Source organism: Streptomyces sp. B5E4, from assembly GCF_039871555.1.
In the GTDB taxonomy this organism is placed as follows: Bacteria; Actinomycetota; Actinomycetes; order Streptomycetales; family Streptomycetaceae; genus Streptomyces.
This window is the reverse complement of sequence record NZ_JBDPMI010000017.1, coordinates 56756-70234: the sequence shown is the minus strand read 5'-3', so window position 1 is coordinate 70234 and position 13479 is coordinate 56756. Positions and strand designations below refer to the sequence as shown.

11 protein-coding genes are annotated in these 13479 nt (G+C 72.5%); 5 read left to right on the top strand and 6 right to left on the bottom strand.

The annotated features are described in order from the left end of the window. Positions 1–21: 21 nt before the first annotated feature. The 4 genes from ABGA99_RS21760 to ABGA99_RS21745 all read right to left on the bottom strand — a co-directional run bounded on the left by ABGA99_RS21760 (position 22) and on the right by ABGA99_RS21745 (position 4892). A complete protein-coding gene (locus ABGA99_RS21760) occupies positions 22–1284 on the bottom strand; it encodes a nucleotide sugar dehydrogenase (protein ID WP_347577871.1) in 1263 nt (420 codons plus the stop codon). A gap of 11 nt (positions 1285–1295) precedes the next feature. Next, positions 1296–2411, bottom strand: a complete 1116-nt coding sequence (locus ABGA99_RS21755; RefSeq protein WP_347577870.1) for a DegT/DnrJ/EryC1/StrS family aminotransferase — start codon at positions 2409–2411, stop codon at positions 1296–1298. Next, the gene (locus ABGA99_RS21750) at positions 2408–3598 is read right to left on the bottom strand and encodes a DegT/DnrJ/EryC1/StrS family aminotransferase (RefSeq protein WP_347577869.1); all 1191 of its coding nucleotides are present in this window, start codon (positions 3596–3598) and stop codon (positions 2408–2410) included. Before ABGA99_RS21750 ends, ABGA99_RS21755 begins: the two co-directional genes overlap by 4 nt. A gap of 364 nt (positions 3599–3962) precedes the next feature. Continuing rightward, on the bottom strand, positions 3963–4892 hold the full coding sequence (locus ABGA99_RS21745; protein ID WP_347577868.1) for an SRPBCC family protein: 930 nt from the start codon (positions 4890–4892) through the stop codon (positions 3963–3965). 179 nt (positions 4893–5071) lie between these two features. Here ABGA99_RS21745 and ABGA99_RS21740 point away from each other — a divergent pair, with 179 nt between their 5' ends. The 3 genes from ABGA99_RS21740 (at position 5072) to dnaG (ending at position 8922) form a co-directional block, all read left to right on the top strand. Next, positions 5072–6142, top strand: a complete 1071-nt coding sequence (locus tag ABGA99_RS21740; protein WP_347577867.1) for a phosphotransferase family protein — start codon at positions 5072–5074, stop codon at positions 6140–6142. 180 nt (positions 6143–6322) lie between these two features. Then, complete coding sequence (locus ABGA99_RS21735; RefSeq protein WP_347577866.1) at positions 6323–6934, top strand: TetR/AcrR family transcriptional regulator C-terminal ligand-binding domain-containing protein; 612 nt, start codon at positions 6323–6325, stop codon at positions 6932–6934. Between the two features lie 59 nt (positions 6935–6993). Further along, positions 6994–8922 carry a DNA primase gene (gene dnaG, locus ABGA99_RS21730; RefSeq protein WP_347577865.1) on the top strand — a complete coding sequence of 643 codons (1929 nt, stop codon included), beginning with the start codon at positions 6994–6996 and terminating at the stop codon, positions 8920–8922. A 30-nt stretch (positions 8923–8952) separates the two neighbouring features. Here dnaG and ABGA99_RS21725 read toward each other — a convergent pair whose 3' ends face one another. Continuing rightward, the gene (locus tag ABGA99_RS21725) at positions 8953–9231 is read right to left on the bottom strand and encodes a hypothetical protein (protein WP_347577864.1); all 279 of its coding nucleotides are present in this window, start codon (positions 9229–9231) and stop codon (positions 8953–8955) included. 353 nt (positions 9232–9584) lie between these two features. On the opposite strand from ABGA99_RS21725, the gene ABGA99_RS21720 reads away from it, so the two are divergent. Further along, complete coding sequence (locus ABGA99_RS21720) at positions 9585–10673, top strand: RNA polymerase sigma factor (RefSeq protein WP_347577863.1); 1089 nt, start codon at positions 9585–9587, stop codon at positions 10671–10673. 302 nt (positions 10674–10975) lie between these two features. Here ABGA99_RS21720 and ABGA99_RS21715 read toward each other — a convergent pair whose 3' ends face one another. Next, the gene (locus ABGA99_RS21715; protein WP_347577862.1) at positions 10976–12025 is read right to left on the bottom strand and encodes a LacI family DNA-binding transcriptional regulator; all 1050 of its coding nucleotides are present in this window, start codon (positions 12023–12025) and stop codon (positions 10976–10978) included. Between the two features lie 148 nt (positions 12026–12173). On the opposite strand from ABGA99_RS21715, the gene ABGA99_RS21710 reads away from it, so the two are divergent. Then, positions 12174–13460, top strand: coding sequence for an extracellular solute-binding protein (locus tag ABGA99_RS21710; protein WP_347577861.1), 1287 nt, complete (start codon positions 12174–12176; stop codon positions 13458–13460). Positions 13461–13479 lie beyond the last annotated feature (19 nt).

Genomic DNA, 13479 nt, shown 5'->3' with positions numbered 1-13479 from the left:
GACCGCATCCCGCGGGAGAGTTCAGAGGGATTCCACATGGGCGGCGGCCGGCACCCGGTGCCGGCAGTCGAAGACATAGCCGGCCGTCTCGACGAGATGCGCGTAGTCGAAGGCGTCGTGGTCCGTGGCGATCAGCACGACGTGCGCCGCGTCGACCTCCTCGTCCGACAGCTCCACCCGCACCAGCCCCGCAAGCTCCGGGTCCTCCGAGACCAGCGGGTCCGCGACCCGTACGTGGGCGCCCTCGGCGAGCAGCTTCTCGGCGAGGCGGACCGCGGGCGACTCCCGTACGTCGCCGGTGTTCGGCTTGTACGCCAGCCCCAGCATCAGCACGCGGGCGCCGTGGAGCGTCTGGCCGCGCCTGCCGAGGCCCCGGGTGAGCCGGCGGACCACGTACTCGGGCATCTGGGTGTTCAACTCGTCGGCCAGCGCGACCATCCGGAACGGCCGGCTCAGATCCTGCTCGACCTTCCAGGACAGATACAGCGGGTCGACGGGCAGGCAGTGGCCGCCGACCCCGGGGCCCGGGGTGAAGCGCATGAAGCCGAACGGCTTGGTGGCGGCGATGTCCAGCGCGTCCCAGACGTCGACGCCGAGCGCCTCTGCGTGCATGGCCAGCTCGTTGACCAGGGCGATGTTGACGTGCCTGAAGGTGTTCTCCAGCACCTTCGCCATCTCGGCCACGCGGATCGTGGGGGCGGGGACGACCTCGTCGACGATCGAGCCGTAGAAGTCGGTCAGCCGCCGGCGCGAGCGCTCGTCCACCCCGGCCACGACCTTCGGCGTGGTGGTGAACGTCCAGCGGGTGTTGCCGGGATCGATGCGCTCCGGGCTGTAGCCGAGGTGGAAGTCCGTGCCGGCGGCCAGCCCGGACAGCCGCTCCAGCAGCGGGGCGAGGACGTCGCCCGTGGTGCCGGGGTAGCTCGTCGACTCCAGCGAGACCGCCGCCCCCGGCCGCAGCCAGCGGGCCAGGGTGGTGCCGGCGGCCTCGATGTACGACAGGTCGGGCAGGCCGTCGCGCATCGGGGTGGGCACGGTGATCACCGCGAGGTCGAAGCCCGCGAGGTCGTCCGGCTCCATCGTGGGCCGGTACGCCCCGCTGTCCAGCAGCGCCGCCAGCCGCGCCGAGTCCACGTCGCCGACGTACGACTCGCCCACCGCGAGCTTCTTGACCCGGTCCTCGTCGACCTCGAAGCCGACGACCTCGTACCCGCGCTCCGCGGCGGCGACGGCCAGCGGCAGGCCCACGTAGCCCTGCCCCATGACGACGACCTTCTCGGCCATGCCCGTACCCCCTAGTCGAAGAATTCGCACACTGAGTCCGCGATGAACTCCACCTGGAAGTCCGTGAGATGCGGCCAGATCGGGATGGCCAGGTTGCGCGCGCTGACCTGCCGGGCCCGCGGCCAGTCCGCCCCCTCGGGGGCGTACGTCGCGAACGCCGGCTGGAGCGGCAGCGGCACCGGGTAGTAGATGTGCGTGCCGATCTGCTTCTCGGTCAGCCAGGCGCGCAGGTCCTCGCGCCGCTCGACCAGCAGCGAGTACACGTAGTAGCAGCGGCCGTTGCGGCCGCCCGGCGGCGCGAGCAGGCCGCGGTCGGCGAGCGGGGCGAAGCGCTCCGTGTAGTAGTCGGCGATCCGGGCCCGGCGCTCCAGCCGGTCCGCGAAGCCGGCCATCCGGTGGAGCTGGAAGGCCGCCAGGATCTCGTCGAAGCGGCTGTTCTGGCCGATGGCGTGGTGCAGGAACCGGTTGACGCCGTCCTGGCCGTGGTTGCGGAGCATCCGTACCGTACGGGCCAGCTCCTCGTCGTCCGTGACGACCATGCCGCCCTCGCCGGCCGTGCCGAACGCCTTGACCTGGAAATAGGAGAACACCCCGAGGTCGCCCCAGGCGCCGGACGGGGTGCCGTCGAGCACCGCGCCCTGCGCGACCGCGGCGTCCTCGATCACCTTCAGTCCGTGCGCCCGGCCGATCTTGTTCATGGCCGGCATGTCGGCCATGATCGAGAAGACGTGGGCGGGCATCAGAGCCCGGGTGCGCTCGGTGATCAGCTCCTCGGTGCTCGCCGGGTCCATCACCATGGTGTGCGGGTCGACGTCGGCGAAGACCGGGGTGGCGCCGAGGTTCGCCACCGAACTGGCCACCGGCTGGCAGCAGAAGGCCGGGACGATCACCTCGTCGCCGGGGCCCACGCCCACGGCCTGCACGGCGAGGTTGAGCCCGCCGGTCCCGCTGGAGCAGGCGACGGCGTGCTCGACGCCCGCCGCGGCGGCGGTCTCGCGTTCGAGCTGCGCGGTGCGCCGGCCGAGGATGAACTTCTGCTCGTCGTCCGTGCCGACCTCGTAGAGCAGGTCGAGAAACGCCTGCCGGTCCTGCTCGAAGAGGTCGTCGGGGAAGAACGGGATGGTCACCGGTCGGCACCTCCGGCGTAGAAGTCGGCGACGGCCCGGCAGACGACGTCCACCTGGTCCTCGGTGAGGTCCGGGTAGAAGGGCAGGGCCAGGGTGCGCTTGCAGGTCCGCTCCGCGACCGGCAGCGAGCCCTCGGGGTGCTCGGGCCCGGCGTAGCAGGGCTGCAGGTGGAGCGGGCGGGGGTAGTACGTCTCGGTGCCGATGCCGCGGGCCGCCAGGTACTCGACGAGCGCGTCCCGGCGCTCGACCTCGACGAGGTAGACGTAGAAGACGGGGTCCGACGGCGCCGACCGGGGCACGAGCCGGGGCAGGGTGTGGATGCCCTCCTGCCCGCGCAGCCGCTCGTCGTACGCGGCCGCCAGCTCCCGGCGCCGGGCGATGTCGGCGTCCAGCCGGGTCAGCTTGGCCAGCAGCACCGCGGCCTGGACGTCGTCCATCTTGCTGTTGGTGCCGGAGACGCCGGAGAGGTTGGAGATGCCGGCGATGTGGTCCAGCGTCTTGCCCATCCGCCCGTGGTGGCGCAGGATCGCGGCCCGCTGGGCGATGTCGTCGTCGTCCGTCAGGATCATCCCGGCGTCGCCGAGGGCCCCGAGGGTCTTGGTGGGGAAGAAGCTGAGCACGCCGCCGGCGCCGAGCAGCCCGGCGTGCACGCCGTCCCAGCGCATGCCGATGCCCTCCGCGCTGTCCTCCAGCAGCGTGAGGTCGTGGCGCCGCGCCAGCTCCGTGAGCCGGTCCATCGGGGCGAGTTGGTGGAAGAGGTGCACCGGCATCACGGCCCGGGTGCGCTCGGTGACGAGGGACTCGGCGGAGTCCGCGTCCATCGCGTAGTCGCCGTCCGCCGTGATGTCGGCGAAGACGGGACGGGCGCCGGCCATCGAGACGGCGGACGCGGAGGCGAAGAAGGTGAACGCGGGCACGATCACCTCGTCCCCGGGGCCGATGCCGGCGGCCCGGAGCAGGAGCACGAGGGCGTCGGTGCCGCTGTTCACGCCGAGGGCGTGCCGGGCGCCGGTGTATGCGGCGACGGCGCGCTCCAGTTGCCCGACCTGGCGGCCGTGGGAGTACTTGCCCCGGTCGAAGACGGCGTTGACGTGGTCACTGATCTGCGGCCACAGCTCGGTGAAACTCCGTGCCTGGGAGAAGAACGGCACAGGTGGGGCCGCAGATTCGGAGTGGGTGAGCACCATGCGGGTCAGCGTAGGGAGCGCTTTCTGGGGCGGCCATGGACAAGTTGTTGCCTGCGCATGACGCCCCGGGGTGACAGTCCCCTGCCGTACGGAGCCGGACGCACAACGGAAACCGGCCCGTGCAACCACGCCGGGGGAACGCGGTCGCACGGGCCGGGGTCTGGTGGGGCGTCAGCCGGCGGGCTCCTTGACCGGCGCGGCGCGAAGACCGGGCCGGGGGCGCACGGATGACTCCTTCGCCGAGCGGATCAGGACACGGGGGTCGGGGCAAGTTGTCCCGCAGGTACGGGGCAGTATGCACCGTCGATTGTTGTGGTGCAATCTGTTTCGCGCAAGTCCCTGGTCAACGCCCCTCGGAAGAAGTCTACTTGGACTCTTCGACGGCCGCCCGCGCGTGCCGCAGGGTCTCGCGGCTGGTGGTCCCCAGCGCCTTGCGGACGTACGCGCGGGCCTCCGCGAGCGAGGCGCCGGCCCCCAGGAAGTCCGGCACCGCCTCCGGCCGCAGCACCACGGTGTGCCGGTGCACGGCCCGTACGCCGTCCTGCGTCCCGGTCAGCGTCCACTGGGCGAGGTGCGCGGACATCAGCGCCGGCATCCGCAGCCGCTTGGAGACGATCCGCCCGGGCCCCGGGCTCACCCGCACCGACCGCGTGGTGTGCGTGCTCCCGTCGAGGGTCACCGTGTCCAGCTCCAGGAGCTGCGCCCGGGGGGAGACGTCGGTGAGCACCGCCCGGGAGACGTGCGGGACCTTCCCCGCCCAGGCACCGGCGCGCCAGAGGAAGTCGTGGACGGCCGCCGGCCCGGCCGCGATCTCCAGCCCGTCGGCGAAGGTGAGCAGCACGTCGCCGATACGGTCGGCCTGTTCCGCGGCGTGCTTCAGGCTCTCCAGCCCCGACTTGCCGCCGGCCTCGGCCGCCGCTCGGAGCCAGGCCAGTTGCTCCCGGTCGTCGTCGACCGCCGCGTACGCCTGGTCGAGCACCACCTCGCAGCCGGCGCCGGCCGGGCGGACCCGCCAGGTCCCGCTCGTGGCGGCGACCGGGGGGCGCGGGTCGATGTACCGGAAGCCGACGGTCAGGGCGTCCGGGTCCGGTGTGAGACGTACGCGCACGTCGTCGACCCCGCCGTCCGCGGTCGTCCAGAGCCGCAGCGTGCCCTCGCCGGGTCCCGCCGGTTCCGCGTGCACGACGGAGGGGAACAGCCGGGACCAGCCCGGCGCGTCGGCGAGGAGCCCGTACACGACGGTGGCGGGCGCCGCGACGGTGCCGGTGTGCCTGACGTGGTGGGAGTGCGCCATGGTGGATCGTCTCCTTCTCTGCCGGAGGCAGGCCGTGGCCTCGATCCTGGAGAGCGGCATTGAGGGTTCGATCCTCTCTTGCTGGTGGCTCGACGGTGCCTGCCTCCACTCACCATCGCGGCACCAGGTCGGGGGAGGACCATCGGGGACGCGTCCGTCCGTCGCCCGCAGGAGGTCACGTGCCCGTACCGCCGCAACGAGACATCGACGTCACCGGCCGCCGCCTCGCGCGGTGGCTCGCCGACCGGCTGCCGGAGGCCGACGCCCCCGAGGTCGGGGTGGAGGCGCCGCGCGGGCGGGGCTTCGGCACCGAGACCCTGACGGCCGTCGCCGTGTGGCAACGGGCAGCAACGCGCCGGGACTTCGTCGTGCGGGTGGCGTCCCGGCGGTACGAGGTGCTGCCCGAGTCCCGGCTCGTCGACGAGTACCGGGTGCTGCGCGCGCTGGCGCCCACGCCGGTGCCGGTGCCCGCCGTGCTGGGGTACGAGGCGGACCCCGACGTGCTCGGGGCGCCGTTCTACGTCGCCGAGCGCGTCCACGGGTGGTCGCCGGCGGAGCGGCCCCCGTACCGCTCGGCCTGCGGGCTCGCCGCGCGCGACGAGGACGGCCGGGCGGAGGTGTGGTGGGCGGGCCTCGGCGTGCTCCGGCACCTGCACGGCCTGGACGCCGACCGGCTCAACGTCGCCTTCCTGGAGCACGCCACCGGCGGCCCGGACGGCCTCGACGGCCAGCTCGCCTACTACGAGCGGCACTTGGACCACTTCGCCGCCGACCGCTCCGGCGTCGTCCTCGCGGCCCTGGACTGGCTGCGCGAGAACCTCCCGGAGCCGGCCGGTCCGCCCCGGCTGCTGTGGGGCGACGCCCGGCTCGGCAACATCGTCTTCCGCGGCGCCCGCCCCGCGGCCGTACTCGGCTGGGAGACCGCCTTCCTCGGCCCGCCGGAGGCCGACCTCGCCTGGTTCCTCCACGTCGACCGCCACCTCGCAGGCGACGGCCCCCGCCTCGCGGGCCTGCCCGGCCGGCAGGCCACGATCGACCGCTACGAAGAGTGGCTGGGCCGGCCGATCGCCGGACGGTTGCCCTGGCACGAGGTGTTCGCCGGCTTCCGCTTCGCCCTCCTCGCCGCCCGCACCGGCCGGCTGCTGGCCGAACAGGGCCTGGCCGACGCGGCGTCGGAGACCCCCTCCCTGCGCGCCGCGGAGCGCCTGCTTGCCGCGACCCTCGCGCCCCTCGACGCCGTCGCCGTCTGAGACCCGCAGGGCCGCGCGGCCCTCGGTCCGCCCCGGTGGGGCCCGCAGCGGGCCCCCTCTGCCATCAAGGCCGGCGGTACACTGCCGACTTTGGGACAAGGCGTACGGATACCTCCGAGCGAGGCCGTACGTGATCGTCAGCCAGCCCCGGCCCTCGGGGACACGCGGGATGGAGTCGTGTTGTCGCCTCACACCGACACGAGATACTCGGGCCTGGAGCGCGGACCCGATCCGAGAGCCGTACGCAGCCGCGCCGCCGCCCTCGACGCCGCGCGTGCGGTGCTGGTCGAGCAGGGCTGGGCCGCCGTCACGCATGTGTCGGTGGCCGCCCGCAGCGGTGTCGGCCGCACCACCCTCTACCGCCACTGGCCGGACCCCGCGGAGATGCTCCGTGACGCCATCACCGAGGGCCTGGCGATCGCGCACGTCCGCCGCACCGGGGAGCTGCGGCGCGACCTGCTGGGCGAGCTGAACGTGGTCCGGCGCTGGCTGCACGACCCCACCGCGGAGCGCGCGCTGCGGGCCGTCATCGAGCGCGCCAGCGTCGACCCGGCGTACGGCGAGCTGAAGGCGTCCCTGTACACCGCGGGCTCCGAGGGGCTGCGCGCCATCGTCGACACCGCCAAGCGGCGCGGCGAGCTGCCCGCCGGGCTCGACACCGACCTGGCGGTCGACCAGCTCTCCGGCCCGCTGATGTTCCGCCGGCTGGTGGCCGAGCGGAGCTTCGACGCCAGGTTCGTGGAGTCCGTCGTCGAGTTCTTCCTCAGCGCGTACGGCGACGTCTCCTCCTGAGGGGCGCCGCCGCGGCGGCGGGGCGCGGGGCTGTCGGCGCCCGGCCGTAGACTGCACTCGTGGCAGGCAGGATCAACGACGACGACGTGCGGACGGTCAGGAACGCGGTTCCGATCGACGCCGTCGTCTCCGAGTACCTGCAGCTCCGCCCCGGCGGCGGAGGCAACCTCAAGGGCTTGTGTCCCTTTCATGATGAGAAGTCCCCTTCCTTCCATGTGAGTCCGGCCAAGGGCCTGTACCACTGCTTCGGCTGCCAGGAAGGCGGGGACACGGTCGACTTCGTCATGAAGGTCGAGCACCTGTCCTTCTCCGAGACCATCGAGCGCCTGGCCGCCCAGGCCGGCATCACCCTGCGGTACGAGGAGGGGGGCTACACCCCCGGCCGCCAGCAGGGCGAGCGCACCCGGCTGCTGGAGGCGCACAAGGTCGCCGCGCAGTACTACGCCGAGCAGCTCGGCTCCGCCGAGGCCGGGATCGGGCGCGGGTTCCTCGCCGAGCGCGGCTTCGACCAGGCGGCGGCGGAGCGCTTCGGCGTGGGGTACGCCCCGGCGGGCTGGGACCACCTGACCCGCTTCCTGCGCGGCAGGGGCTTCACCGACAAGGAGCTGACGCTCTCCGGCCTCTCGCAGGACGGCCGCCGCGGGCCCATCGACCGGTTCCGGGGGCGGCTGATGTGGCCGATCCGGGACATCACGGGCGAGGTCGTCGGCTTCGGCGCCCGGCGGCTGCGCGAGGACGACAACGGGCCGAAGTACCTGAACACGCCGGAGACCCCGATCTACCGCAAGTCCCAGGTGCTGTACGGGATCGACCTCGCCAAGAGGGACATCGGCAAGCAGGGCCGGGCGGTGGTCGTCGAGGGATACACCGACGTGATGGCCTGCCACCTGTCCGGGGTGACGACGGCCATCGCGACCTGCGGCACGGCGTTCGGCGGCGAGCACGTGAAGATCCTCCGCCGGGTGCTGACGGACAACTCCCGCTCCGAGGTGGTGTTCACCTTCGACGGCGACGCGGCGGGGCAGAAGGCGGCGCTGCGCGCGTTCGAGGACGACCAGAAGTTCGCGGCCCGTACGTCGATCGCGGTGAGCCCGGGCGGCATGGACCCCTGCGACCTGCGGCTGGCCAAGGGCGACGAGGCGGTGCGGCAGCTCATCGAGGAGCGTTCGCCGCTGTTCGAGTTCGCGATTCGCTCGTTCGTCAAGCAGCACAATCTGGATACGGCGGAGGGCCGTTCGGCCGCGCTGGAGCAGGCGGCGCCGGTGGTGGCGCGGATCAAGGACGTCTCGATCCAGCACGACTACGCGGTGCGGCTGGGGGGGATGCTGGGGATCCTGGACGAGCGCTTCGTCACCAACCGGGTGCGGCAGCTCGCGCGGTACGCGGCGCAGGGCGGCGCGGGCCGGGGCCGGGGACCGGGGCCGGGGCAGCCGCCGGGTCAGGTCCGCGGCGCGGGTACGCCGCAGGCGGCGCCCGGACCCACGGGCCCCGCGGGCGGCCCCGCACTGTATATGCGGACCCCGGCGCTGCACCGCGAGCGGGAACTGCTGAAGCTGGCGCTCCAGCACCCCAAGCTGGTCGCCCCCGCCTTCGACGCCTACCTCGCCGACGAGTTCACCGCCGCCCCGTACGCGACGGTCCGCGCCGCCATCGAAGCGGCCGGCGGCGTCGCCACCGCGGGCGACGGCGCCGCCTACCTGGCCCGCGTCCGCGACGCCGCCCCCGACGACGGGGTCCGCTCCCTGATCACGGAGCTGGCGGTGGAACCTCCCCGCAGCCGCCGCGACCCGGACGCGATCTACGCGGGCGAACAACTCGCCGGCGTCCGCCTGGCCGCGGTCGACCGCCGCATCGACGACGTCCGCAGCACGGTCCACCGCCTGGGCGCCCAGGGCCCCCCGGACCAGTTCGAGTCGGCCCAGCGCGAACTGTGGACGCTCCAGCAGTACCGCGAATCCCTCCGCGCCCGCGGCGCGGCAGCACTCTGACGCGGACGCGGAGGGCGGGGCGGCGCCGGGTCAGCCGCCGTCGGCGGCCGTCTCCGGCGGGGTGATGCCGAGGTGCTCCATGATGGCCACCTGCCCGGACACCAGCACACCGAGCACCTTGCTGTGCTCCAGGAGTGTCTTGCCGTGCGCCTCAAGGACCTTGCCCTGTTCGAGCTGCGTCTGCCGCAGGGCCTGAAGAAGCTGTATGTCGGCACGCCGCTGCTCCTGCAGAGCGGCGACATCGCGATCCGAATTGACCGCCAGGTGCCGGGCGTCCAAACGTCGACGAAATTCGTCGATCTCACCCATGAGCAGCGGTTCCTTTCGTGCCGAGGGCCCAAGTCTGGCCGCCGCGATGCATGGCGGTCAAATCATCAGTGTGACTGTAAGGTCACGCTGTGCGAACAGCTGCGCTGCCCTGAGCGTGCGCATTCGTCCCTTGCGTAACCGTCCGGTCACGGCACGGGCACAAAATGTGGTCGCACGCCCCTACTGCCCGGCGTGTGTCGTACCCCACACTGGGGGCGGTGCCTGAGTCCTCGGAGCGTGGCGGGGTTGCCCGGAACGGGCGACAAGCCGCCAGGGATCCGCTATCCACGATCGGGACGGAAGGCGGCGAGTCCGCCGCTGCCGTTCCGCTGCCCCACGTCCCCGAACCGGCAGTGACCACCCTGGAGGTCGCCCCCGTGCAGACCCAGACCCTCAACACTTCCGTACGGGCCGGGCGCGAGGGCGCGCCCGACGTCCTGACCCTGCCGAACGGGGCTCCGGCGGGGCTCGACGAGCCCGGCGCCGCGCCCGCGCCGCCGCCGGCGTCCGCCGTGCGGCCCGACCGCGGCGGGCCCACGTCCGATCTGTTCCGGCAGTATCTGCGTGAGATCGGCCGGATTCCGCTGCTCAGCGCCGCCGAGGAGGTGGAGCTGGCGCGGCGGGTCGAGGCCGGGCTCTTCGCCGAGGAGAAGCTGGCGAGCGAGCCGGACCTGATCACGCCGCTCGCGCTCGACCTGGACAAGCTCGTCGTGCTGGGCCGGATGGCCAAGCGCCGGCTGATCGAGGCGAACCTGCGGCTCGTCGTCTCCGTCGCCAAGCGGTACGTGGGCCGCGGGCTGACGATGCTCGACCTGGTGCAGGAGGGCAATCTCGGGCTGATCCGCGCGGTGGAGAAGTTCGACTACGCCCGCGGCTACAAGTTCTCCACGTACGCGACCTGGTGGATCCGTCAGGCCATGTCCCGCGCCCTCGCCGACCAGGCACGGACGATACGCGTCCCGGTGCACGTCGTCGAGCTGATCAACCGGGTCGTACGCGTCCAGCGCCGCATGCTCCAGGAGCGCGGCTACGAGCCGACGCCCGAGGAGGTCGGCACCCATCTCGGGCTCCCCGAGGAGCGGGTGAGCGAGGTGCTGCGGCTGGCGCAGGAGCCCGTGTCGCTGCACGCGCCGGTCGGCGAGGAGGAGGACGTCGCGCTCGGCGACCTCATCGAGGACGGCGACGCGGCCTCCCCGGTGGAGTCGGCGGCGTTCCTGCTGCTGCGCGAGCACCTGGAGGCGGTGCTGTCCACGCTGGGCGAACGGGAGCGCAAGGTCGTGCAGTTGCGGTACGGGCTGATCGACGGCCGGCCGCGGACGCTGGAGGAGATAGGCCGCATCTTCGGGGTGACCCGCGAGCGGATCCGGCAGATCGAGTCCAAGACCCTCAACAAGCTGCGCGACCACGCCTTCGCCGACCAGCTCCGCGGCTACCTGGACTGATCCGCGAGGCCGTACGACACCGGCACGGGCTCCGGCCGTCAAGCGCCGGAGCCCGCTTCGGGATGGGTGGAACCGGTCCGGCCGAGCGGGCGCGTGGGGCCTGTGAAGGACCCCCGCCCGGCCGGACCGGGGTCGGGGGACGGCGGTGGTCCGTGGCGGGCCGCGTGCGAGAAGTTAACACCGCCGGGCCGGAGTTGAAAGACTTTGCAAGCAACTTTCCGACGGGTCGGCCGTGGTCTCGCACGCCTCTGCGGTCGTTCAGGCATGCGGAACCCGGATCGCTCTGCAAGGAGTTGCGAGGGTCACGCCTCCGCCGCGGGCGCCGAGGCCGTCGAGCCGCGGACCACCAGCTCCGGGTGGAAGACGAACTCGCTGTGCGGGGCCGGGGTGCCGCCGATCTCCTCCAGCAGGGCCCGCACCGCGGCCTGGCCCATCGCCGTCACCGGCTGGCGGACCGTCGTCAGCGGCGGGTCGGTGAAGGCGATCAGCGGGGAGTCGTCGTAGCCGACGACCGACACCTGCCGCGGTACCGCGAGGCCGCGCTGCCGGGCCGCGCGGATCGCGCCGAGCGCCATCATGTCGCTGGCGCACACGATCGCCGTGCAGCCGCGGTCCAGCAGCGCCGCGGCCGCGGCCTGCCCGCCCTCCAGTGAGTACAGCGAGTGCTCGATGTCGGCCCGCGCGTCCGCCTCCGGCACGGACAGCACCTCGCGCATCGAGTCGAGGAACCCCTCGACCTTCCGCTGTACGGGCACGAAGCGGCCCGGGCCGAGCGCGAGCCCGATGCGGCGGTGGCCCAGGGAGGCCAGGTGGGTCACCGACAGCCGCATCGCGTCCCGGTCGTCGGGGGAGATGAACGTGCCCTGGAACTTCTCCGAGTAGCCGTTGATCATCACGAACGGCACGCCCTTGCCGCGCAGTCGCGTGTAGCGCTCCATGTCGGCGGTGGTGTCGGCGTGCAGCCCGGAGACGAAGACGATGCCGTCCACGCCGCGCTCCACCAGCATCTCGGTCAGCTCGTCCTCCGTCGAGCCGCCGGGCGTCTGCGCGGCCAGCACCGGGGTGTAGCCCTGCCGGGTCAGCGCCTGGCCGATGACCTGGGCGAAGCCGGGGAAGATCGGGTTGTCCAGCTCCGGGATGAGCAGCCCGATCAGGCCCGCGCTGCGCCGGCGCAGCTTCACCGGCCGCTCGTAGCCGAGCACGTCGAGCGCGGCCAGCACGGCCTGCCGGGTGGTGTCCGCCACGCCCGGCTTGCCGTTCAGCACCCGGCTGACCGTCGCCTCGCTCACCCCGGCCTGGGCCGCGATGTCGGCGAGCCGCGCGGTCGCGGGACCTGACTGTTCCTGGCGCACGTCGTGCCTCCCTTGTCCTCGCTGAGACCGTAACTCCTTGCAGAAATTACTTGCAAGCTCTTTCGGTCGCATGTCAATCCTGTTAGCTTCCTCGGCGTCCGGCGCCGCGCTGTGCGGTCGCGGTTCCCTGCCTGAAGGAGAGTTCACTATGCGACGTGGCATAGCCGCCACCGCCCTGGCCGCATCACTTGCGCTGGTGGCGACGGCCTGCGGTGACGACGGCGACGGTGGCGACGGCGGCGGGAGCGCGGGCGGGCAGGTGACGATCACCTGGTGGGACACCTCCAACGCCACCAACGAGGCGCCGACGTACAAGGCGTTGATCAAGGAGTTCGAGAAGGCGCACCCGGACATCAAGGTCGAGTACGTCAACGTCCCCTTCGACCAGGCACAGAACAAGTTCACCACCGCCGCCGGCACCAAGGGCGCCCCCGACGTCATCCGCACCGAGGTCGGCTGGACCGCCTCCTGGGCCAAGTCGCAGTTCCTCGCCCCGCTCGACGGCACCGCGGCGCTGGCGCAGCAGGACGACTTCACGCCGTCGCTGCTGAAGCAGGCGCAGTACGAGGGCACCACCTACGGCGCCCCGATCGTCACCGACACCCTCGCGCTGATGTGGAACAAGGACCTGCTGAAGAAGGCCGGCCACGACGCGCCGCCCGCCGACTGGGACCAGCTCATGGACGTCGCCGCCGACGTCGAGGACAAGACCGGCGCCGACGGCTTCTGGCTCAACAAGGACCCGTACTACACGCTGCCGTTCCTCTTCGGCGAGGGCACCGACATGGTCGACGCCGCGGCGCAGAAGATCACCGTCAACTCGCCCGGGGCCGTCGCCGGCGTGGAGAAGGCCAAGGAGATCGTCGACGCTCCCGGCACCGCCGACCTCGACGTCACCGCCGACGCCTACGCCCACATGCAGGACGCCTTCGTCAACGGCAAGGTCGCCATGATCATCCAGGGTCCCTGGGAGCTGACCAACGTCTACGCCGGATCCGCGTTCAAGGACAAGGCCGACCTCGGCATCGCGCCCGTCCCGGCCGGCTCCACCGGCAAGGCCGGCGCCCCCACCGGCGGCCACAACCTCTCCGTCTACAACGGCTCCGACGAGGCGCACAAGGAAGCCGCGATCGAGTTCGTCGGCTGGATGACCTCCGCGAAGACCCAGTCGAAGACCGCCCTGAAGAACGGCACCCTGCCCACCCGCACCTCCGCCTACACCGACGAGGTCAAGGCCGCTCCGGGCGTCGCCGACTACCAGCAGGCGCTGGCCGGCACCGCCCAGCCGCGCCCCGCGCTGCCCGAGTACAGCACGCTGCTCGGCGACGACTTCGCGCAGAACCTCGCCGCCGTCCTCAAGGGCGACACCGGCGTGAAGGACGGACTCGACGCCACCGCCGAGAAGTTCGGCGAGCTGGTCCCCGACTTCTCGTAGCGCGGCAGCGGTCCTGAAG

What these genes read in the sequence shown, in the direction of transcription:
- ABGA99_RS21760 (WP_347577871.1), bottom strand. Translation starts at nt 1,284, where the DNA reads ATGGCCGAGAAGGTCGTCGTCATGGGGCAGGGCTACGTGGGCCTGCCG.
- ABGA99_RS21750 (WP_347577869.1), bottom strand. Translation starts at nt 3,598, where the DNA reads ATGGTGCTCACCCACTCCGAATCTGCGGCCCCACCTGTGCCGTTCTTC.
- ABGA99_RS21745 (WP_347577868.1), bottom strand. Translation starts at nt 4,892, where the DNA reads ATGGCGCACTCCCACCACGTCAGGCACACCGGCACCGTCGCGGCGCCC.
- ABGA99_RS21725 (WP_347577864.1), bottom strand. Translation starts at nt 9,231, where the DNA reads ATGGGTGAGATCGACGAATTTCGTCGACGTTTGGACGCCCGGCACCTG.
- ABGA99_RS21710 (WP_347577861.1), top strand. Translation starts at nt 12,174, where the DNA reads ATGCGACGTGGCATAGCCGCCACCGCCCTGGCCGCATCACTTGCGCTG.